The sequence below is a fragment of the Paracoccus sp. (in: a-proteobacteria) genome, assembly GCF_032007265.1.
Lineage (GTDB): Bacteria > Pseudomonadota > Alphaproteobacteria > Rhodobacterales > Rhodobacteraceae > Paracoccus.
Map to the genome: position 1 here is coordinate 1 of NZ_DALZMB010000074.1, position 20,736 is coordinate 20,736.

Here is a 20,736-nt window from a genome sequence, read left to right on the forward strand (position 1 = left end):
CTTGATGGTGGCACGGGCAATGACACCTTGGATGGGGGTTGGGGCGTCGATACGATGGTCGGGGGCGATGGCTTTGACCTCTTTATCGCACGTTCCGGCGGCACGATCCTTGATTTCAACACCACGACCGGCGGCAACATCCGTGACGGGAACGAGAGCAACAATGATCTGGTTGATCTCTCGGCATATTATAATACCGCCAACTTGGCCCTTTTTAATGCACGAACCGGGGCCAACCACGCCACGCCGCTGGATTGGCTGCGGGCGGATCAGGATGATGATGGAAAGCTGAACAGTTTTACCGTCGCGAACGGCCTGAAAAGCAACTTTACCTTTACCATTCTCAAGGATGGTGCCCCCGTGCCGGGCAGGGATCTGACTCCCGATAATACTCGGGTGATCTGCTTCTCTGCCGATGCTCTGATCACAACGACAACAGGACCGCGTCCCGCCGGAAAGCTTGAAGTCGGGGATATGGTGCTTACCCGTGACAACGGGCCACAGCCAATTCGCTGGATTGCAAAACGTCTGTTAACGAAGGCAGAGCTTCTGGCCGCGCCGTCACTGCGTCCGATCCGTATACACAAAGGGGCATTGGGGGCCGGGATACCTTCCACAGATCTTGTCGTCTCACCGGAACATCGAATGCTTGCACGATCGGCGATCGCGCAGCGTATGTTTGGCGCCTATGAAGTCTTGGCTGCCGCGCGTCACTTGCTGCCACTTGAGGGGGTCGAGGTCGCCCAAGATCTGGATGAGGTGACCTATGTGCACTTTATGTTCGAGGCGCATGAGATCGTTTGGGCCAATGACGCTGAAACTGAATCGCTTTTCATCGGGCCGGAAGCCATGAGAGCTGTCGGCCCAAGCGCACTAGAGGAAATCCTTACCATTTTCCCCGATCTGCGCGATCTTACACTTCCAATGCCTGCACGTCCCTTGGTCGATGCGCAAATGGCGCAGAAGCTTTCTTTCCGACATCAACAAAGCGGGCGCGCCTTTGTTATCTAGAAGGGCAAAGGCGCTGAAACGTCGATAGGTTCGCACCAGGGATCGGGATGGCGGGCCGTGTGCCTAGGCCATCCCGCTCACTCAAAGTCGCATTCCGCGCTCAATGTGCCGGTTGCCTGACATGGCTAGAGCCATCACTCTTCGGTCTGTTCACAAAAAATCGACTAATTTTTTGTATGATCACGGAAAGAGTGTTGTTTCCGCGCTTGGGGTTTCATGCGCTGGGGACTAGTCTTGCGATCACATTTGGACGGAATCTGATGAACTCGACAAAAACACGCTACCGCAGTCCGCTTATTACGGATGTATCTGCCGCTCGTTGGTTGTTGCTTCTTGTCCTGATTGCATCAGTTTACTTCTTCCATGGCTTTCTTGTACCGGTTTTGGCCGCTGCGGTAATCGCAGTGGCAAGCTGGCCACTTCGGCAGCAATGTGTCCACCGGCTCGGGCTGGGTAAGACATTGACGGCGACTGCGATGGTCCTGACGATCGTCTGTGTTCTGGTCGTGCCGATGAGCATTGCGCTGTTCTATACGGTTTCAGAGGTCAGATCCTGGTTCACTTGGGCATTTCAGGTCAATGCAACCGGCGCCCCTACGCCGGAATGGATGATTGATTTGCCGCAAGTGGGGCCATGGCTAGATGAGCAATGGCAGACCTTTATCGGAACGCCCGGTGCAATCAGCCATGTGATCCAGGCCGTCAGTGGCTCGAACATCGGCTCATTCTATCGCGGGGTAGTGACGGCTGGTGCGATCACGGTGCATATGGCGCTGACGACACTCTTTACCCTGATCACGCTATTCGTGTTCTATCGGGATGGGGTGAAGATCGTCGAGCAGATCGATCTGGTCGGGCAGCGCATTTTACCAGAGCGTTGGAACCGCATTTCGCGGGTGGTGCCAGCCACCATCAGCTCGACTCTGACCGGGATGACCCTGATCGCCTTGGGTGAAGGGGTGATACTGGGCGTTGCCTATTGGCTGGCCGGCGTGCCATCGCCTGTGGCCTTTGGTGTTATTACAGGGTTCATGGCTCTGGTCCCCGGCGGCGCACCACTGTGTTTTACCTTGATTTCGGCTTACCTGATTGCCAGCGGATCCACATTGGCAGGGGTTGGCCTCTTTCTTTGGGGCGCGGTTGAGCTTTTCGTTGTCGACAAAACCATTCGCCCCATGCTGGTCGGTGGTCCCGTCAAGCTACCCTTCCTGCCGACCTTCTTTGGCTTGATCGGTGGCGTGAAAACTATGGGTATTCTTGGCTTGTTCGTCGGCCCGGTGCTCATGGCGCTTTTGGTGTCAATCTGGCGCGAATGGCAGCGCGAGATTGAAGAACATCCCCGATCACCCTTGGACAGCCCCGACCTTTTGCCGGTCGATACTTTGAGTGAAAGCCGCCCCCCACTCGAATAATTATCCATATGCTTCAATAATATGATGCCAATTTTATTATTTTGATTGCGTGATCAATCAAAATACCTGCGAATGTCACAATCCGGGATGCCCGGACGGATGATCTCGCAGAAGGAGGCTGAAGTGATCACAGTTAAATGGACAACAGCGGCTTGCGTCGCGGCTTTGCTTGCACCCATGGCAGCACAGGCAGATGAGACCAAGACGCTTTGTGCGCAAGAGGCCTATGCAATGGGGCTGCGCTACCAGCAGCAATCGGCTGAAGTCGCTGCCTTGCAGCATCAAGCCTATGCATTGGCTCGCATCCGTCTGGATGAGGCGCTGGCCAACCATAAACCCGAAGACAAGCTGGCCATTATAACCGACCTTGATGAGACGGTGATCGATAATAGCGCGCTTTTGGTCCGCGATATGCAGGCATGCCATGATTACACAACCTGGGATACCTGGAAGCATTGGGAGCGCGAGGGCAATCCGACCATTATTCCGGGCGCGCTTGATTTCTTCAAATATGCCGATGAAAAGGGTGTCGCAATCTTCTACGTCTCGGACCGCTATGACGAAAATAAGGCCCAGACGCTTGCGACACTTGAAAAACTAGGCCTGCCCAAACTCAGCAATGACAGCGTCCTGCTGCTTGGGCCGCCGAAAAGTGAGCGCCGGGCGGCCGTTACCAAAGATCACAAAGTGATCATGCAAATCGGTGATACCCTGCATGATTTTTCCGAAGATTACATCAGCAAGGTTCCGGTTAAGGAGCAGCGCGAATTGGTCGAAAAACAGGCCGAGCATTTCGGTCGTGACTGGATCGTTTTGCCGAACTCCGGTTACGGCACCTGGCGCAAGTCCGATCTGACGGCGTGGGATGCGCCGATGCAGACCGAATAAGGACGCATCGTGGACCGGGGCAATCGCGCCGGTCCATTCCATCACCGCGGAACGCTTGCTTGAAAACCCGCACCTTTGACCTGCGGCCCGACTGATCCGGATAAGGTCACCGCGCCAAGGTGAATGAGCGACCAGCTCAAAAACTGCGCCCAAGCCGATGAAGCCAGTGACCCTGTCCGCGCTTTCTTGCTATAGGGAAATATCTTCTAAACGACTGGTAAGAGGGCTTTCATGGCCAAAATGATTCATTCGATGATCCGTGTCTCTGATGAGGCTCGCTCGCTGGCCTTTTACAAAGCGGCTTTCGCACTCGATGTCGCCGAAAGATTGGATTTCGAAAGCTTCACGCTTGTCTATCTGGCCAATGCCGAAAGCACCTTCGAGCTTGAGCTGACCATCAACAAGGGCCGGGCTGAGCCTTATGTTTTGGGGAATGGATATGGCCATCTTGCAGTTTCGGTCGATGATGTGATCGCCGAGCACCAGCGCATGATCGATATTGGCCTCAGCCCCCGCAAACTTGTCGATTTTGCCCCAGCGGGCGAGGTTATTGCCAAGTTTTTCTTCATCCAAGATCCCGACGGATACGAGATCGAAGTTTTGCAGCGGGCAGGGCGCTACCTATAGCTGAATCACGCCCCTTACTCTTGGACTGTCACAGGAGCTTAATGGTTTCTGGTTCATCGCCCGCGAGCTGTTAAGCCAAACAGCGCCAACAGCTCTGGGGACACAGTGGCTTCCCCAGAGCGTGACGGTTTGCATGGCCTAGAAGTTAGAACAGGCCGTCGATTTGGCCTTCGGGGGTCAGCCCGATGCGTTGCGCAGCTGGCTGACTGGGCAGGCCCGGCATCGTCATGATTTCGCCACAGATTGCGATGATAAAGCCCGCTCCGGCAGACAGGCGTATGTCGCGCACGGGGATGACATGGTTCGACGGCGCGCCCAAAAGCGCCGGATCTGCCGAGAAACTATATTGGGTTTTGGCCATACAGACCGGCAAATTTCCGTGCCCTTCATCCTGCCAGCGGCGCAATTGCTCGATAACGGCGGGTGGGGCCTCGGCGCGGGCGGCACCGTAAATCTCGCGCGAGACGATTTGGATTTTCTCCCAGAGCGGCACGTCGTCACCGTAAAGCAGACGCAACTTTGCGGGTTTTTCTTGCGTGAGGGCGATGACCGCATGGGCCAGTTCCTCTGCGCCCGCCCCCCCTTCAGCCCAATGGCGGCAAAGGATCGCCTCTACCCCAAACCCGTCGCAGATTGTACGCAGCGCGGCAATTTCGTCATCCGTGTCGGATGCGAAATGATTGATCGCGACCACAACGGGCAGGCCGAACTTTTGAATATTGCGAATATGGCGCTCAAGATTGGCGCTGCCCAAGACGAGCGCGGCAACATCTTCGATCCCCAGGTCCGCCTTGGCGATACCGCCATTCATCTTGAGCGCGCGAATTGTGGCGACGACGACGACGGCTTCGGGGGAAAGGCCGGCCTTACGGCATTTGATATTCAGAAATTTTTCCGCGCCCAGATCCGCGCCGAACCCTGCCTCGGTCACGACATAATCACCCAGTGCCAGCCCGGTGCGGGTGGCGATGACGCTGTTGCAGCCATGGGCGATATTCGCAAATGGGCCACCATGAACCAGTACGGGGTTATTTTCGATGGTTTGAACCAGATTGGGTTGCAGCGCGTCGCGCAACAGGACCGTCATTGCTCCATCGGCCTTCAAATCGGCGGCGGTGATGGGTTGCTTGTCCCGCGTATAGCCGATGACGATGCGCGACAGGCGCAGCTGAAGATCGGCCAGATCATCGGCCAGACACAGGATCGCCATGACTTCCGAAGCGACCGAGATATCAAAGCCCGATTCACGAGAATGGCCATTCGATGGCCCACCAAGACCCAGGACAATCTGGCGCAAAGCCCGGTCATTCATATCGACCACGCGACGCCATGTGACGCGCCGGGTATCGAAGCCCAAAGCATTACCCCAGTGAATATGGTTGTCGATCATGGCGGCAAGCAGGTTGTGGGCGCTGCTGATTGCATGAAAGTCGCCGGTGAAATGAAGGTTAAGGTCCTCCATCGGGATCACCTGGGCATAGCCACCACCCGCAGCACCGCCCTTCATGCCAAAATTGGGGCCAAGGCTGGGTTCACGCAGACAGATGACTGTCTTTTTGCCGATGCGGTTCAGTGCATCGCCTAGGCCAACGGTGGTCGTGGTTTTTCCCTCACCCGCTGGGGTCGGGTTGATCGAGGTCACCAAGATCAACTTCCCCTGGGCTGATTGCTTCAGACCGGTCAGCGCTTCATGCGTAATTTTGGCTTTGTCATGACCAAAGGGCAGCACATCCGACGGGCTGAGCCCGAGTTGGGCAGCTATCTCGGTGATTGGGCGCTTTTGCGCGGCGCGGGCAATCTCGATGTCAGAGGGCATTGGGGCATCCTGAGGTCTGGGCGATCCCTTCTCCCATAACCGACGGCCTGTCGCAGATATACCCAAAAACTGACGCAGCTTGTCTGTTCGGAACTGGCAGGTGAAAGAAAAACCTCCGCGAAGCTGCGCCCGCGGAGGTTGGTGGTGGTGTAATTCAGGCGCGTATCAGCTGTGACGCTCGCTTTCTTTCCATTCGAGCCAGCCGGGGTCCCCTGCCATGAATGTTTCGATCTCGTCGCGAGTCGCCTCAAGCTTGGGGTCATGCTTAAGGTAAAGCTTGGTTTCGCGGGCAATCAGACCGGACAGGATCAGCAGGCCGATCAGGTTCGGAATGGCCATCAGCCCGTTCATCACGTCGGAGAAATTCCACACGACGCCAAGCTGAACTGTGCATCCAAAGAAAACGACCAGCGAGAAAAGCACGCGGAACGGCATGACGGCGCGGCGACCCAACAGACGCTCGATGTTTCTTTCGCCGTAATAGGCCCAGCCCAGAATGGTGGAATAGGCAAAAAGCACCAGGCCGATGGTGACAATCCAATGCCCCCATTCACCGGGAAGCCCGTGACTGAAGGCTTGCCCCGTCATGATCGAGGGCGAGATCTGCGCACCCGTCGTTGGATCGATGCTATTCCAGACACCGGTCGTGATGATGACCAATCCGGTGCAGCTGACGACGATGATCGTATCGATAAAGGTTTGCGTCATCGAGACCAGCCCCTGACGGACAGGGTGGGTGGTCTGTGCGGATGCGGCCGCGATCGCGGCCGATCCCATGCCGGATTCGTTCGAGAAAATCCCGCGCGCGACCCCGAATTGCACCGCAATCATAATGGTCGATCCGACAAAGCCGCCCACCGCCGAAGTGCCTGTGAACGCTTGGCTAAAGATCTCGGCAAAGGCTGCGGGGACTGCGGTGATATTGACGGCCAGAATGTAGATGGCGCCAAGGACGTAGAACAAGATCATGGCCGGAACCAGACCAGCGGTGACCTTACCGATCGATTTGATGCCACCGACCAAAACAATCAGCGTAAGCCCTGCCAGCAAACCACCCGTCAGCCATGACGGAACCGCAAAACTACGCTCGAGGTTCGAGGCGATCGAGTTTCCTTGCGTCATATTTCCGATGCCAAAGCAGGCACAAACCGCAAAAATTGCGAAGGCGAGTGCTAAAAATTTGCCAAAGGCATTGGGAATCCCACGCTCAAGATAGTATTGCGGGCCACCGGATTTCTCGCCGGCCTCGTCGGTCGTGCGAAAGCGTACGCCGAGGAAAGCTTCGGAATATTTCGAGGCCATGCCCAAAAGCGCGGTCACCCACATCCAGAAAAGCGCGCCCGGGCCACCAATACCGATAGCGGTCGCGACGCCGACGATATTTCCCGTACCCACAGTTGCGGCCATTGCCGTGGTCAAGGCTTCGAACTGTGAAATGTCGCCTTCGGCATCGTCGTCACTGCGCTTGATCAGCCCCAACCGCAGCGCGGCCCCCAGGCGTACCAGCTGAATTCCTCCCAGCCTGATCGTGAGGTAAAGGCCGGTTCCTAGCAGCAGTGGGATCAGCAAATACGGCCCCCAAACGATGCTGCCAACTTTTCCTAAAAATGTCTCCAACTGATTAAGATCCATTTCTGGTCCTCCTGTTGTTCCCTGAGGGGCAAAGACGGCCTGCTTGGACCTATGTCAAGGAAGCTTTCCCCGACTGCCGTAGCGGAAAGCTGCGCGTTGTGGTGGATTGTTGGCCAAAGTGCGGGCTTTCGGCGCAGGGCGGGGGTGCGAGAAATCCCCCCACTCTTGCCATGCGGGCTGATCACCGCCATTCCTTAGAGCAGTGGTCTGCCACCCCCGCCTTAAGGAATTTGGATGACCCTTGAACAGCTTCGTATCTTTTTGGTCGTCGCCGAGCTGGAGCATGTCACACGTGCTGCCGAGCGCTTGAACCTTACTCAATCTGCCGTCAGTGGTGCGATTCAAACCCTTGAAAATACGCATCAGGTCGCGCTGTTTGACCGCGTGGGTCGGGGTATTCGCCTGACCGAAGCCGGGCGCGTTTTGCAACAAAAGGCGCAATCGGTGCTGGCGTCGGTCAAGGATGCCGAGGCAACACTTGGCGATCTGTCAGGCCTCAAGATGGGCGCATTGCGCATTCATGCAAGTCAGACGATCGCAAGCCACTGGCTTCCGAAATATGTCATGAAATTCAAAGGATTGCATCCAGGAATTTTGCTAGAAATCAAGATCGGAAATACGGTTAACTGTCTGGATGCCATCCGGCGGGGCGACAGTGACCTTGGCTTTGTCGAGGGTGCTTTTGAAGGCGAGCTCAGCCCTGACGAAGCAAAGAAAATTGGTGAAACCATCGTCGCGCAGGACGCCTTGGTCCTCGTCGCATCGGGCACTCATGACTGGGCGCGGCGGCCGCCCGTTGATTTGCGCCGTGCGCTTTCGGGGCAGGGGTGGGTCATGCGCGAGCGCGGATCGGGGACGCGATCAAGCTTCGAGCAAGCGCTGCGAAAAATGGGCAGCGATCCCGCCAAATTGAATATCGTGATGGAGTTTTCGACCAATGAAGCGGTTTGCTCGGCGATCGAGAACAGCAACTGTCTGGGCGTCGTGCCTCATCTTGTGGCCGGTCCCTTGATCGAGGCCGGCCGCCTGGCGCCACTGCCGCTTGAAATCGGAATGCGGCAGTTTCGTCAGATCCGGCACCAGGACCGACATTTCTCTCGTGCGGCGCGCGCCTTTTCCCAGCTGGTTTTAGAGCAGTAGTGTCAGTAGGTCTTTCGAATAAAGCGCGCGGCGAGTATCGAAATGATTATCGTGACGCTTAGCAATATAAAGGCCAATGCCGCGCCAAAAGGCCAGTTGGCTTTATGCAGGATCTCATTGACGATCATCGGTGCCATCATGCGAAATGACGGACCCCCAAGCAGCACAGGTGTGGCATAGGCATTCATTGTCAGAATGAATGAGATAATTGCTGCTGCAAGTACGCCAGGCATGATCTGGGGGAAACGGACCAGAAAAAAAGCGGCCAAAGGTGTCGCACCTAGGCTGGCGGCCGCATAGTCGATATTTTCATCCAAACCCTCAAAAACGCTTTGCAAGGTCAAGACCACATAGGGCAAGTTGACGGCTGTAATCCCAATAAATACCGCCAAAGGAGTGTGCATGATTGTCAAAGGTTCTGAAATAAGCCCCAAAGAAATCAGCGTATGATTAAGGACACCGGTTTGGCCAAAAGCAACCATCCAACCGGCGGCCCTGACAGCATTGGAAATGAAAAGAGGCAGGATCACTGCCATCATTAACAGGGTCTTTAGGCTACCGCTTTGGCGTGCAATCCAGTTGGCGAGTGGCAAGCCAAGAAGAATGCACAAAGCAGTAACCGTACTGGCCATAATCAGCGTCGTCGCCATACCTTTAAGATAATAGATGTCGCTGAAAAATAACGAGAAATTCTTGAAAGTGAAGCCAGAGACCATGAACTCTCCGGGCACAAAATCGTTGAAGCTATAGCGCAGAAGATAGGCCAAAGGCAGCGCCATGAAAATCAGGACCAGCCCGGTCGCGGGCATCAAAAGTGCTGTGGCGTTCAGGGATTTTCTTTGCATTTTGCTGCCTTGGGCTACGAGGGAACAGCCTTTTGCCCAAATCGGTGGGCAAAAGGCCATGCTGGGTTCAGGCCTTGAATTCTTTGTTCCACCAATTTTGAAGATCGGGGTCTTCTTTGGCGAGATATTCAAGGTCTGGCATCAGGAAATGTTCGCGCTGCTCCGGGGTGTAATCCACCAAAGTCGCCAATTCAGGAGGCAGTTTGACCTCTGAATTACTAGGGGCATATCCCATTTGTTCAGCAAAGGCGAGCTGAGGAACATCCTCCAACATTGCGTTCAAATATTGATAGGCGGCCTCTTTATTGGGGGCATTTTTCGGAACGCACATATCGGAAAGATAAAGTGCGATCCCCTCTTTCGGAATTGCGATTTCAATATCAATTCCCGCTTTTTTCCACATATATCCGCGCGCATTCCACATGATGCACATGACGATCTCACCAGACTTCAGCGCTTGAGCCATAGCCTCATTCGTTGGATAGATCTTGACGCCCTGCTTTTTCAGTTCGAGCAGTTTGGCCTTACCAGGCTCATAGTTTGACGCACCCCCGCCGGCAATCATTGCGGCTGATTCAATGGTGGTCTGATATTGAATATCAATAACGCCAACCCGGCCCGCGTATTTTTCATCCCAAAGATCATTATAAGAGGTGGGTGCAGGGTTTACTTCTTTTGGATTGTACAAAATGACGCGTCCCGTGTAGAAATGCGGGATCGCATAGGGCGCACGAATAAAAGGCAGGACCTTTGCAAGGTTTGGCACCTTGGTTTCGTCCAGCTCTTCAATCAAACCATTTGCGAACATTTCGTAGCTGCCCTGACGGGTAAGGCAGGCGATATCCATCGACCCACGCGGCAAGCGGCGTTCGGCCAATAGCTTGGATTTGCGCACCATGTCATTGGCAGGATCAAAAATCACCTGAACGCCGCTATCTTTCAGCGCGCTGTCAACGATATTGGTCTGCTGCAGGTTCTGATAATCACCGCCCCAGGTTCCCACGACCAGACGGCCACCAGCGGCCTGAGCAAGATTGGGAAGCAGTGTCGAAGCCAAAAGCCCGCCGGACAGCAGGCCGAAATTTCGTCTGTTGATCTTGGTCATGTACATTTCCCTGTGCATTGGTTGAATTGGCCGTCCCATCACGATCTTGCGCCGCGCGGGGAGGGGTGGTCACAGCAACACGACATCCTGTGGGGCGATGCCGATAAAAACCGGGGCTCCAGCGCTGAGGTCTATTCCGGCCGCGCTAACCTCGCGCGGGCTGGCGACCGCAGTCAGGGATTCCCCGCCGGGCAGGGTCAGGCCGATTTCGATCATCCCGCCTAGAAAGACGTGGCTGGTGATCTGCGCCGGATGGGAGTTGGGGCGCGATGGATCGGGCGCTCGGCTAAGCGTCAGCGCCTCTGGGCGGATCATGATTTCCTCGCCGCGCGCGGCAAGGTGGCTTGTTATGAATTCTAGGCCACCCGCAGTGCCAAAGCGGCCATTCGCGCCAAGCTGGCCAGGCAGAAAGTTGGTCCGTCCGATGAAATCGGCAACGAAGCGATTGGCGGGCTGGTTATAAAGCTGATTTGCCGTCCCGACCTGCTCGATCATGCCTGCACGCATCAACACCAGCCGATCGCCCAGGGACATTGCCTCTTCCTGATCATGGGTGACCATGATCGTGGTAATCCCAAGGGTTTTTTGCAGCCGCTTAAGCTCGTCACGGACCTGCAGGCGCAGTTTGGCGTCCAGGTTGGACAAAGGCTCGTCCAACAGCAAAATATCAGGACGTATTGCAATCGCCCGAGCAATCGCCACGCGCTGTTGTTGCCCACCAGACAGCTGGCGCGGCATTCGGTCAGCCAGATGCCCCAGATCGACAAGCTCTAACGCCTGGCTCACGCGGGTATTGATCTCATTAGCCCCAACCTTGCGACGGCGTAGGCCGAAGGCCACGTTGTCAGAGATGCTCAGATGCGGGAAAAGGGCGTAATTTTGAAAAACAAGGCCGATATTGCGGCGATGTGGCGGCAGATCGGTTATGTCGCGCGCACCCAACCGGACCTGACCTGCATCAGGTTTGATAAAGCCGGCAAGCATGCGCAATGTCGTGGTCTTTCCACACCCTGAGGGGCCAAGGAAAATCAGGAACTCGCCCTCATTCACATGCAGCGTCAGATCCGAGACTGCGCGAAAGGCGCCATAATTCTTGCTTAGGCCGGTGATTTCGACATCTGCCATCAGACCATCCTCGAGATGCTAACGAAGCGATTGGAGATGATGAGCATGAGTGCCACAAACAGCACCTGCATCACCGAAACGGCGGCAATGGTCGGATCAATCTTCCATTCCAGATATTGCATGACCGCGACGGGCAGGGTGACCTGACCGGGCGCTGACAGAAAGATTGATACCTCTAGATTTCCAAAGCTGACCACGAAGGAAAAGACACCAGCGGCAAAGATGCCGGGACGGATCAGCGGCAAAGTGACCAGCCAGACCACGCTGGCAGGCGGTGCGCCTAAGGAGGCGGCGGCCTCTTCGATCGACAGATTGACCCCTTCAAGCGATGCCAGCAGCAAGCGGATGCACCACGGAATGGTCAACAGCACATGACCGGCTACAAAGACGCCGGTTGATCCGACCAGCGGCAATCCTGAGGCGATTTCCAGTTCGACAACGGTGATATAGAGGGATGCACCGATGACGATGGCAGGCACCGTCATCGGGGACATCAAAAGCTGGATCAGGGCGTTTCGTCCGCGAAACCGATGGCGCACCAGAACCAGTGCCGCGGGCACCGAGACGGCGAGCCCGGCCAGCATGGCAAAGCTTGCCACCCAGACCGACAACAGGAACCCGCTTAGGAATTGCGGCTGGCGGAAGGCCTCGGAAAACCAGTGCAGCGAATATCCTTCGACAGGCAGCGACAGGATTTCATTCGAGATCACCGACAGCCAGAACACCAACACCAGCGGCACCAGCATCAGCCCAAGTCCAAGGGCTATGACCGATGCCGCGCCGAAGCGCGCAAGTCGCTCTGAGAAAGAGTTCCCTTGGATCATGGGCGTTTATCCGGCAATCGTGTTTTTGCAAAAAGCCCCGCCTTTGATGATTGCCGCCAAACATTCATCATGGCGCTCAAGCGTGGTGATGTCTTCAAGCGGGTTGCCGTCGACGACCAGCATGTCGGCATAGGCCCCCGCAGCGATGACGCCGATCTGATCCTCCATTCCGCACAGGCGCGCGGAAACCCGCGTTGCCGAATGCAGAACCTCGCGATTGCTTAGAACCTGCGTTCGGACCGAGAACTCCATGGATTGATACTTGTGTAGCTGGCCCAGCAAATCCGAGCCAAAGGCCATTGGCAGGCCTGCATCACGCATGATCGCCAGCGATTCCAGGCCCCCGCGGCGCACCGTCTCGATTTTCGCCATGGAATCCGGGTTCAGGCCAAAGGCCTCACCCTCCAGCGCCAGCCCCTCATAGGCGACTAAGGTCGGACAGGCGATGGCGCCTGCTTGCGCGGCAAGACGCGCAGTTTCGGGCGAAATAAGGTTGCAATGCTCAAGCGATTTGACCCCACATTCAACCGCGCGCCGGATCGAGGCATCAGAATAGGTGTGGGCCGCCACATACAGGCCGTAATTTTCAGCCTCTTCGACGATGGCGCGGATTTCGTCGCAGGAATACTGAAGAACATGGATCGGATCATTGGGCGAGGCTACGCCCCCATTGGCCATGATCTTGATGAATTGAGCGCCATTCTTGATCTCTTCGCGCGTGGCACGGCGAACCTCGTCAACGCCATCGGCAATCCGGCCCAGACCGCCCAGACGGGCTTCGTGCAGCGGGCGGTTGTCATATCTTGCGCGGTAATCGCCGTGGCCCACGGTTTGCGACAAGGCCTTGCCGCAGATGATCAGGCGCGGCGCCTCGATCGCGCCTTCGTCGATGGCCATTTTCACGCCCAGATCCGCCCCAGCCAGATCGCGCAACGTAGTAAAGCCGCGCATCAGCATGTCACGCATGATCTTGGCACTGCGCAACGCAATCAAGGACGAGGGAAGCGCCGCATTCTCAGCCAGATCGACAAGGGTCGCGACCACATGGACATGGGCGTCTACCAGACCCGGCATCAAGGTCCGACCCGCCAGATCGATGCGTTTGACGCCGGCGGCTTCGATTGGCTCGGCGCTGACACGTGCGATGCGATCGCCCTCGACCAGCACCTCTAGCCCGTCGCGCAAGACCCCCTCATCGACATCAAGCACGCGGCCGCCGGTAAGCACATAGCTGGTCATCGAAAACTCCGCCCTCAGTTGCTGCATATTATCAGCATGCAAAAAATATCCTGCATTCACTCTGGCAGCTTGAAGGGCGCGTTGTCCACAAAAAAAGACAGACTAGTCTGTATCTACTATATTAGGTTGTTAATGTGATGATTTATATCGATAAAATATCAAAATCTTCGACGGGCTTATTGCGTCTTTTGATGCGGCCTCTATGATATGGTGCTTGCTAACTCACCTTTGCCGGGATGCTCTGCCATGACGAAATCCGCGATGCCGAAGTCGAAATCGGGCCGTGAATTGCCCCTTCGCAGGTCGCAAGAAGAGCGCTCGGCGACGACAAGGCGCAGGGTCTGTCAGGCCACACTCGAGGCCTTGGCAGAGGTCGGGCATGAGCGGATTTCAACCACGATGGTCGCGCAGAAGGCCAAGGTCTCGCGGGGGGCAATTAGCCACCAATTCCCGGCACGCAATGACCTGCTGGTCGCGGCGCTTCGTCAGCTGCACGATGATTGGGAGGTGGGCGATCCGGTCGCGATTGACCCGGAAAAGCGGCGTTTCACCTTGGCAGATTTGACCCAAGCCCTGTGGGAAAATGTCTTTAGCGACAAGCGCTACATTGCGTCCATCGAGCTGATGCTCGCTGCGCGATTGGACAATGATCTGGGGCGGCGCTTGCGCGAAGAGATGAAGCGGTGGGTGGATATTCGCGATCACCGGATGGCGCTTCTCTTGGGGTTCGAGCCAGGCAGCCCCGAAGAAACACTTCAGCTTCATCTGTCGCTGTCGGTTCTGCGCGGCATCGCCGTTCATCAAAGTTTTGATCAGCATCAGTCGCTTGGGCCTCAGTTGGTTGGATTGTGGCAGACAATCCTTGGCCGGGCTTTTCCTGCCCAGTAGGCTCGACAGGGCATTATTGTGGGCCTAAGCTTGGATATGTTCGGATCATTTTTCGAACAATGAAACAATTGTTGCGAACGCAAAGCATCGGCGTAAGGTGGGGATGAACCCTCCACATGCGCGTGATTCGCGCCACCAGGACCAGCATCATGACGAACATCCTTCATCGCAGTATCGGGCCAGATTTGCCGCGCGCGGTCGCCGGGCAGGGGGTCTGGATCACCGATTCCGATGGGCGGCGCTATCTTGACGGTTCAGGCGGGGCGGCCGTCACCAGCCTTGGCCACGGCAATGCCGAAGTGCTTGATGCGATGCGCGCGCAGATGGATGCGATCTCTTATGCGCATACCTCGTTTTTCACCACCGATGCAGCAGAATCCCTGGCCGAGCGCTTGGTGGGGCTGACGCCGAAGGGGTTGGATTATGTCTATCTGGTCTCGGGCGGCTCCGAGGCGGTCGAGGCAGCCTTGAAAATGGCTCGGCAATATTTTGTCGAGATCGGTCAGCCACAGCGACGCCATATCATCGCACGGCGTCAAAGCTATCACGGCAATACGATCGGTGCGCTGGCGACGGGTGGGAATGCGTGGCGGCGCGCGCAATTTCAGCCGATCCTGCCTGAAACCCACCATGTCTCACCCTGCTATGCCTATCGCGACATGGGCGCGGATGAAACGCCCGAGGCCTATGCCCTTCGTCTTGCCAAAGAGCTAGAGGATCAGATCATCGCCCTTGGCCCAGATGAGGTGATTGCCTTTGTGGCGGAACCCGTGGTTGGGGCCACCTTGGGCGCCGTTCCGGCGGTGTCGAATTATTTTAAGCTGATCCGTGAGGTCTGCGACAAATACGGCGTTTTGCTGATCCTGGATGAGGTGATGTGCGGCATGGGCCGGACGGGCTCGATCTTTGCGTTTGAGCAAGAGGGGATTATCCCTGACATCGTCACCATCGCCAAGGGGCTGGGCGGGGGCTATCAGCCGATTGGCGGTTTGCTGTTGTCCGAAAAGATTTATGACGCCTTCCGCAATGGATCTGGTCTATTCCAGCATGGCCATACCTATCTTGGTCACCCGATTGCGGCGGCGGCGGCAGATAAGGTGGTCGAAATCATGACCCGTCCGGGTATGATGGAAAACGTCAATGCAATGGGCCAGTATTTGCAGGACGGATTGCTGGCCGAATTGGGCCAGCACCCGAATGTCGGCGATATTCGCGGACGTGGTCTTTTCAGAGGGATCGAGCTGGTGGCGGATCGCGCAACCAAGCAACCCTTTGATCCGAAATTGAAAACCCATGCCAAGATCAAAAAAGAGGCGATGGCGCGCGGCTTGATGTCCTATCCAATGGGCGGGACGATCGATGGCGTGCACGGCGATCATATTCTGCTTGCCCCGCCCTATATCATCAATCGTGATGAAGTTGATCTGATCATCGAGCGTATCTCGGGCGCAATCCGCGCTGTGGTGGGCTGATGGCGCTTCCTCGGATCATGGTTGCGCCAAATGGCGCGCGCAAGACCAAGGCAGACCATCCACGCCTGCCGATGACGGTGGATGAGGTCATTGAGGAAACCAGGGCGGCGGTTGCGGCTGGCGCGGATGGGCTACATGCCCATATCCACGACAGCGACGGCCGGCACAGCCTTGATCTTGGACTTTACCAAGAGCTTTTGGCGGAAACGGACCGTGCGTTTCCAGGCCTTTTCGTTCAGGTCACGACCGAGGCCGTGGGCATTTACTCGGCGGCAAGCCAGCGGCAGTTGGTGCGCGCCTTGCGCCCCAGGCAGGTGTCGATCGGGCTGCGAGAGATCATGTCGGATGGCGAAACCGCTGATGTTGCCGATCTTTTCGCGATGTGCGCCAGCGAGGGAATTGCGGTGCAGCATATCCTTTACAGCGAGGAAGAGTGCAACGAGTTCATCCGTCTGCAAGATGATGGCGTGATCCCTGCCGGGGTGGCACAGATCTTGCATGTTCTGGGGCGCTATTCGGTGGGCCAGGTGTCAGATCCTGCCGATGTTGCCCGCCGCGCGGCGGCCTTTACGGGCCGTAACGTGGACTGGGGCCTGTGTGCCTTTGGTCAAAGCGAAACCGATTGTCTTATTGCCGCGCTGGAACTGGGCGGCAAGGCCCGGATCGGCTTTGAAAACAACCTGTTTCACCCAGATGGGCGTATGGCCGAAAGCAATGCCGATCGCGTGGCCGATTTGGTGGCGCGGCTGGCCTAACCTTCGATCCTGAGCCGCCGGATGGTTTCGGCCCGTGCCTGCAATGCGGCACGGGTCTGATCCGGGCGATAGGCGGCGCAGGCGTTGATCAGGCATTCGGCCGCGACCATGAAGGCACCAATGCTATTCGAGATGAAACTGGATTGGTGCCCCACCAGCACGGCAACCCGTGACGTGGCAACCAAAGGCGAGCTGGACAAATCCGTGATGGCCACGGTCTGCACCCCCAGATCGCGTGCCACATTGGCCACCTCGATGACCTGTGCGGAATAGGGCGCACAGCTTGCCGAAATCAGCACATCTTGGCCCCCAAGTGTCGCCAGCCCTTCGGCCAGACCCAGATTGTTGCCATCCAGCAGCATGACATCGGCGCGGATCATGCGCAGCCCATAGGTCAAAAAGCTGGCAAGCGCGTGGAACTGCCGGATCCCATGCACCGCCACGCGCGGGGCTGTCATGATTGTCTCGACCGCGCGCTCGAAGGTCTCTTCGTCCAGATGGTCGATGAAACGATCGATATTGGCCTGATTTTCACGACATAGCCGCGTCACGGCGCCACGTGTGCCTGTGCTGGCGCCAAGCGCCCCTTCGGCCTGGCGCGCATAAAACGTCCCCGGAGACATCAAAGATGCCGACAAAAGGACCCGCTGCAAAGCCGGAAAGCCCTGATAGCCAAGGGCATGGGCCAGCCGGGTCAATGTCGAGGGATTGACGCCCAGATGATCGGCCAGTGTCGTGATCGACAAAAGCGCAGGATGGCCCGACAGCTCAAGTAGCTGCCCCAAAGCCGCGCGCGCCTTGGTCCCCAAGGTGACCTTAGCCTCGCCGCGGGCAATAGCCACGGCGAGGGCACGCAGATCCTCGAAGCTTTCCGGCGGCCGCGCGCCCGCCGTCAGCCCCGGTTCAGGCGTCTGGTCCGGTATAGGCGGCAGGGCCGGTGCTACGGTCATAGATGCTCCAATGAATCCCGTCTGCTTTGACGTGCAAAATTCCGGTTCCCAGCGTGTTTTCATCATCGGGATCATCTGCATCGTCGCGCCGGATCGGCAGGCCCTTGCCGCCTTTGTCGCGCAAAATATCCAGCGCCTGCCAGCCGTCGGCCACCAGTTCATCCGCACGGATCTGACGATCACCCGAGGATTGGGTGATGATTTGGTGCTTCAACCCGATCTGGTGGTGCAAGGCGTGGTTGGCATGGGCGGTCGTCGTGGTAATTTCGACAACCGATACCTCGCCCCGACCAAATTCGACCGACAAAAGTCGCGGATCGCCACTGCATGCCAGCGCAAAATGGAAGCCCCCCGAATTGGCATTGGCGCGCAGGATCGCGACGGCCTCATTCAGTGAGCTGGCTGTCAGGACCGCGCGGCCTAGAACCATGCGCGGAATATCGGGCTCGGTTCCCGTCAGACGGATGTTATTGACGGTTTGCGCAAGCCCTGCCTCGTTAAAGGCCATTGTGTGGCCGGGGATCGAACCGGGATAGCAAAAGGCACGAAACTTTGGCGCGTCATCGGGTGTAATCTCGGCGATGAAACTCGAGCCGCGGAAAAACGGCAGGCCGTCTTCGTTATGCGCCAAAATGGGATATTCGCCGGGCACCATGACAGTCGTGCAGCCGTCCGGGGTACGCGCCAGCAGATCGCCGCGACAGTTCCAGGCAAAGGTCTGCTCAAGCGAAAGCTCCAACCCCTCGGCCAAACCTTCGATTTCTTGCCAGATCTTTGGGAAACGCTGGCGGGTTTCCTGCGCCATGCGGGCGACGGCCGCGGCATGGGTCGGACCGGTGATGGTCTGGAAATAGTCCGAGCCGGGCAGGTGCTGATGCACCGCGTCGCGCCCAGCCCGGCCAAGGGCCAGACCGATTTCGCGCGGTGATCCGCCTAATTTGCGCCACCCCAATTCGTTGGTATCATTAGACATGTTGTAGAAAGTCCTTAAGCCGCTCACTTGGCGGATTATCGATCATCTCGCGTGGGTCTCCATCGACCGAGATTTTGCCATGTTCCATAAAGATCAGCCGCGTGCCGACCTGTTTGGCGAAGCCCATTTCATGGGTCACAACAACCATGGTCATGCCCTCTTGCGCCAATTGACGCATCACATTCAGAACCTCTTGCTTCAGCTCTGGGTCCAGCGCCGAGGTGGGCTCGTCAAACAGCATGACCTTGGGCTTGATCGCAAGTGCGCGCGCGATTGCCACGCGCTGTTGCTGGCCGCCCGACAGCTCGGACGGGACGTGATGGGCGCGTTCTTTCAGGCCAACTTTGTCCAGCAGCTCGAGCGCCTGCGCTTCGGCCTCGGCCTTGCCCAAGCCCCGGACCTGACGCGGGCCAAAGGCCACGTTTTGCAGCGCCGTCATCTGCGGGAACAGGTTGAACTGCTGAAACACCATTCCCGCTTCCTGGCGGATTCTGCGCAGATTGGTATTGCCCGAAGTCACCGACAGCCCATCGACGATCAGATCGCCTCCGGTGATCTGCTCTAGCCCGTTAATACAGCGCAGCAGGGTGGATTTGCCCGAGCCAGACGGCCCGATCAGAACGACGACTTCGCCGCTATCAATGCTGAGATCAACCTCGTTAAGGACCTGGACCTGTCCAAAGCTCTTCGAGGTCTTGTGGAATTCGATAATGCTCACAGGATCCTCATGCGCTTTTCAATGATACGAAGGGTCAGTGACAAAATGCCGGTCATAACCAGATAGATCACGCCGACGGCGGTCCAGATTTCAACGGCGCGAAAGTTCGAGGCCATGATTTCTTGCCCGGTGCGCGTCAGCTCGGCCACGCCGATGACGATAAAAAGCGAGGTATCTTTCAGCGAGACGATATATTGATTGCCAAGTGGTGGGATCATGCGACGAAAGGCCAAAGGCCCGACAATATAGGCCAGCACCTTCCAGCGCGGCAGCCCCATCGCCAGCCCCGCTTCGCTGAGGCCCTTGGGGATCGATTGCAAGGCGCCGCGCACGACTTCGGCAATATAGGCGCCAGCATTGATGATAATGGTCAAAACGGCTGCCGTCATCGGGTTGATGCGGAAACCTTGCAAAGCGGTCAAACCCCAGCTTTGGCCCAGGATCTTAAAGATGATCGGCAGGGCGAAATAAAGAAACATCACCTGAACCACGATGGGCGTGCCACGGATCAGCTCGACATAAATCAGCGCCAAAGCATTGACGAATTTATTGCCATAGGCGCGCATCAGCCCTGTCAAAAGGCCAAGGATCGTGCCGCCGATCAGACCAAAGAAGGTGATGAAAAGCGTAATTTTTGCGCCCTGCAACAAAGCGGGCAGAAAGGTCGGAACGACGGACCAGTCAATATTCACAAGAAGCCTCCGGCTCAGCGGGGAAGGTCGAAGCGGGGCCGCAGCCCCGTTCTGGTTTGGTCAGGGCCAGGGCCCCGACCTTGTTCAGATCAGCCAATGCGATCACTTGGCCGGTTTGGTGCCGAACCATTTTTCATAGATCGCGTCATAGCGGCCATCTTCTTTCATTTTGGCCAGCACTTCGTTGATCTTCGGGGTCAGCTCGCTGCCCTTGGGCAAAGCGATGCCATATTGATGGCCCATCAACTGCTCGCCCACGGCTTTGACCTGACCGTTGCCTGCCGTTTTGATGTAGTAAAGGACGTTGGGCGTATCATGCATGGCTGCATCGACGTTGCCGGTGCGCAGCTCAAGATAGGCATTGTCGATATTGGGGAATTTGCGGATCTCGGTATCTTTCAGATTTGCATCGGCCCAATCCGCAGCCGAGGTGCCCGTCTTGACCGCCAGCTTTTTGCCCGCCAGCCCATCGGCCCCTGCGATGTCGCTATCGGCGCCGACCATCACCAGAAAACCGCTGTCGTAATAACCATCCGAAAAGTCGATCGCTTGTTTGCGCTCATCGGTAATGGTGATACCTGCCAGCGCGACATCGACCTGACCGGTCTGCAGTGCGGGGATAAT

20 protein-coding genes are annotated in these 20,736 nt (G+C 56.9%); 8 read left to right on the top strand and 12 right to left on the bottom strand.

The genetic code is table 11. From position 1 onward, the window contains the following. The 4 genes from RTS12_RS14510 to RTS12_RS14525 all read left to right on the top strand — a co-directional run. A partial coding sequence (locus RTS12_RS14510; RefSeq protein ID WP_312529748.1) for a Hint domain-containing protein occupies positions 1-1,011 on the top strand: 1,011 nt, incomplete at its 5' end. A 260-nt stretch (positions 1,012-1,271) separates the two neighbouring features. Then, positions 1,272-2,423 (top strand): AI-2E family transporter, encoded by a 1,152-nt coding sequence (locus RTS12_RS14515; protein WP_312529749.1) that lies wholly within the window; start codon positions 1,272-1,274, stop codon positions 2,421-2,423. A gap of 123 nt (positions 2,424-2,546) precedes the next feature. Next, on the top strand, positions 2,547-3,311 hold the full coding sequence (locus RTS12_RS14520; RefSeq protein WP_312529751.1) for a 5'-nucleotidase, lipoprotein e(P4) family: 765 nt from the start codon (positions 2,547-2,549) through the stop codon (positions 3,309-3,311). 231 nt (positions 3,312-3,542) lie between these two features. Then, a complete protein-coding gene (locus RTS12_RS14525; protein ID WP_312529753.1) occupies positions 3,543-3,938 on the top strand; it encodes a VOC family protein in 396 nt (131 codons plus the stop codon). Positions 3,939-4,083: 145 nt separating this feature from the next. On the opposite strand, the gene RTS12_RS14530 is transcribed toward RTS12_RS14525, so the two are convergent. Together RTS12_RS14530 and RTS12_RS14535 are read right to left on the bottom strand one after the other, a co-directional pair. Then, complete coding sequence (locus RTS12_RS14530; RefSeq protein WP_312529756.1) at positions 4,084-5,754, bottom strand: formate--tetrahydrofolate ligase; 1,671 nt, start codon at positions 5,752-5,754, stop codon at positions 4,084-4,086. Positions 5,755-5,919: 165 nt separating this feature from the next. Next, entirely contained in the window at positions 5,920-7,323 is a 1,404-nt protein-coding gene (locus RTS12_RS14535; protein ID WP_312529758.1) for a sodium:alanine symporter family protein, read from the bottom strand. Positions 7,324-7,620: 297 nt separating this feature from the next. On the opposite strand from RTS12_RS14535, the gene RTS12_RS14540 reads away from it, so the two are divergent. Then, entirely contained in the window at positions 7,621-8,526 is a 906-nt protein-coding gene (locus RTS12_RS14540) for a LysR family transcriptional regulator (protein WP_312529760.1), read from the top strand. A gap of 2 nt (positions 8,527-8,528) precedes the next feature. Here the strand turns inward: RTS12_RS14540 and RTS12_RS14545 are convergent, their stop codons facing one another. From RTS12_RS14545 to RTS12_RS14565, 5 genes are all read right to left on the bottom strand, one after another. Beyond that, complete coding sequence (locus RTS12_RS14545) at positions 8,529-9,371, bottom strand: ABC transporter permease (protein ID WP_312529762.1); 843 nt, start codon at positions 9,369-9,371, stop codon at positions 8,529-8,531. Positions 9,372-9,438: 67 nt separating this feature from the next. After that, positions 9,439-10,476, bottom strand: coding sequence for an ABC transporter substrate-binding protein (locus RTS12_RS14550; RefSeq protein WP_312529764.1), 1,038 nt, complete (start codon positions 10,474-10,476; stop codon positions 9,439-9,441). 69 nt (positions 10,477-10,545) lie between these two features. Next, positions 10,546-11,601 (bottom strand): ABC transporter ATP-binding protein, encoded by a 1,056-nt coding sequence (locus tag RTS12_RS14555; RefSeq protein WP_312529767.1) that lies wholly within the window; start codon positions 11,599-11,601, stop codon positions 10,546-10,548. After that, positions 11,601-12,425: an ABC transporter permease gene (locus RTS12_RS14560; protein WP_312529770.1), complete on the bottom strand. Its 825-nt coding sequence runs from the start codon at positions 12,423-12,425 to the stop codon at positions 11,601-11,603. Before RTS12_RS14560 ends, RTS12_RS14555 begins: the two co-directional genes overlap by 1 nt. 6 nt (positions 12,426-12,431) lie before the next feature. After that, entirely contained in the window at positions 12,432-13,664 is a 1,233-nt protein-coding gene (locus tag RTS12_RS14565; protein ID WP_312529773.1) for an amidohydrolase family protein, read from the bottom strand. Positions 13,665-13,910: 246 nt separating this feature from the next. Here RTS12_RS14565 and RTS12_RS14570 point away from each other — a divergent pair, with 246 nt between their 5' ends. The 3 genes from RTS12_RS14570 (at position 13,911) to RTS12_RS14580 (ending at position 16,779) form a co-directional block, all read left to right on the top strand. After that, on the top strand, positions 13,911-14,552 hold the full coding sequence (locus tag RTS12_RS14570) for a TetR/AcrR family transcriptional regulator (protein ID WP_312529776.1): 642 nt from the start codon (positions 13,911-13,913) through the stop codon (positions 14,550-14,552). Positions 14,553-14,701: 149 nt separating this feature from the next. Further along, on the top strand, positions 14,702-16,024 hold the full coding sequence (locus RTS12_RS14575) for an aspartate aminotransferase family protein (RefSeq protein ID WP_312529779.1): 1,323 nt from the start codon (positions 14,702-14,704) through the stop codon (positions 16,022-16,024). Further along, positions 16,024-16,779 carry a 3-keto-5-aminohexanoate cleavage protein gene (locus RTS12_RS14580; RefSeq protein ID WP_312529782.1) on the top strand — a complete coding sequence of 252 codons (756 nt, stop codon included), beginning with the start codon at positions 16,024-16,026 and terminating at the stop codon, positions 16,777-16,779. The genes RTS12_RS14575 and RTS12_RS14580 overlap by 1 nt, the downstream gene beginning before the upstream one ends. Here RTS12_RS14580 and RTS12_RS14585 read toward each other — a convergent pair. The 5 genes from RTS12_RS14585 to RTS12_RS14605 form a co-directional block, all read right to left on the bottom strand. Further along, positions 16,776-17,729, bottom strand: a complete 954-nt coding sequence (locus RTS12_RS14585) for a MurR/RpiR family transcriptional regulator (RefSeq protein WP_312529784.1) — start codon at positions 17,727-17,729, stop codon at positions 16,776-16,778. The two genes, RTS12_RS14580 and RTS12_RS14585, sit on opposite strands and share 4 nt — an antisense overlap. Further along, positions 17,683-18,702, bottom strand: a complete 1,020-nt coding sequence (locus tag RTS12_RS14590) for a C45 family peptidase (protein WP_312529786.1) — start codon at positions 18,700-18,702, stop codon at positions 17,683-17,685. The genes RTS12_RS14585 and RTS12_RS14590 overlap by 47 nt, the downstream gene beginning before the upstream one ends. After that, a complete protein-coding gene (gene glnQ / locus RTS12_RS14595; RefSeq protein ID WP_409455690.1) occupies positions 18,695-19,414 on the bottom strand; it encodes a glutamine ABC transporter ATP-binding protein GlnQ in 720 nt (239 codons plus the stop codon). Before glnQ ends, RTS12_RS14590 begins: the two co-directional genes overlap by 8 nt. A gap of 2 nt (positions 19,415-19,416) precedes the next feature. Continuing rightward, on the bottom strand, positions 19,417-20,112 hold the full coding sequence (gene glnP / locus RTS12_RS14600) for a glutamine ABC transporter permease GlnP (RefSeq protein ID WP_312529790.1): 696 nt from the start codon (positions 20,110-20,112) through the stop codon (positions 19,417-19,419). A gap of 102 nt (positions 20,113-20,214) precedes the next feature. Further along, a partial coding sequence (locus tag RTS12_RS14605; RefSeq protein WP_312529792.1) for a transporter substrate-binding domain-containing protein occupies positions 20,215-20,736 on the bottom strand: 522 nt, incomplete at its 5' end.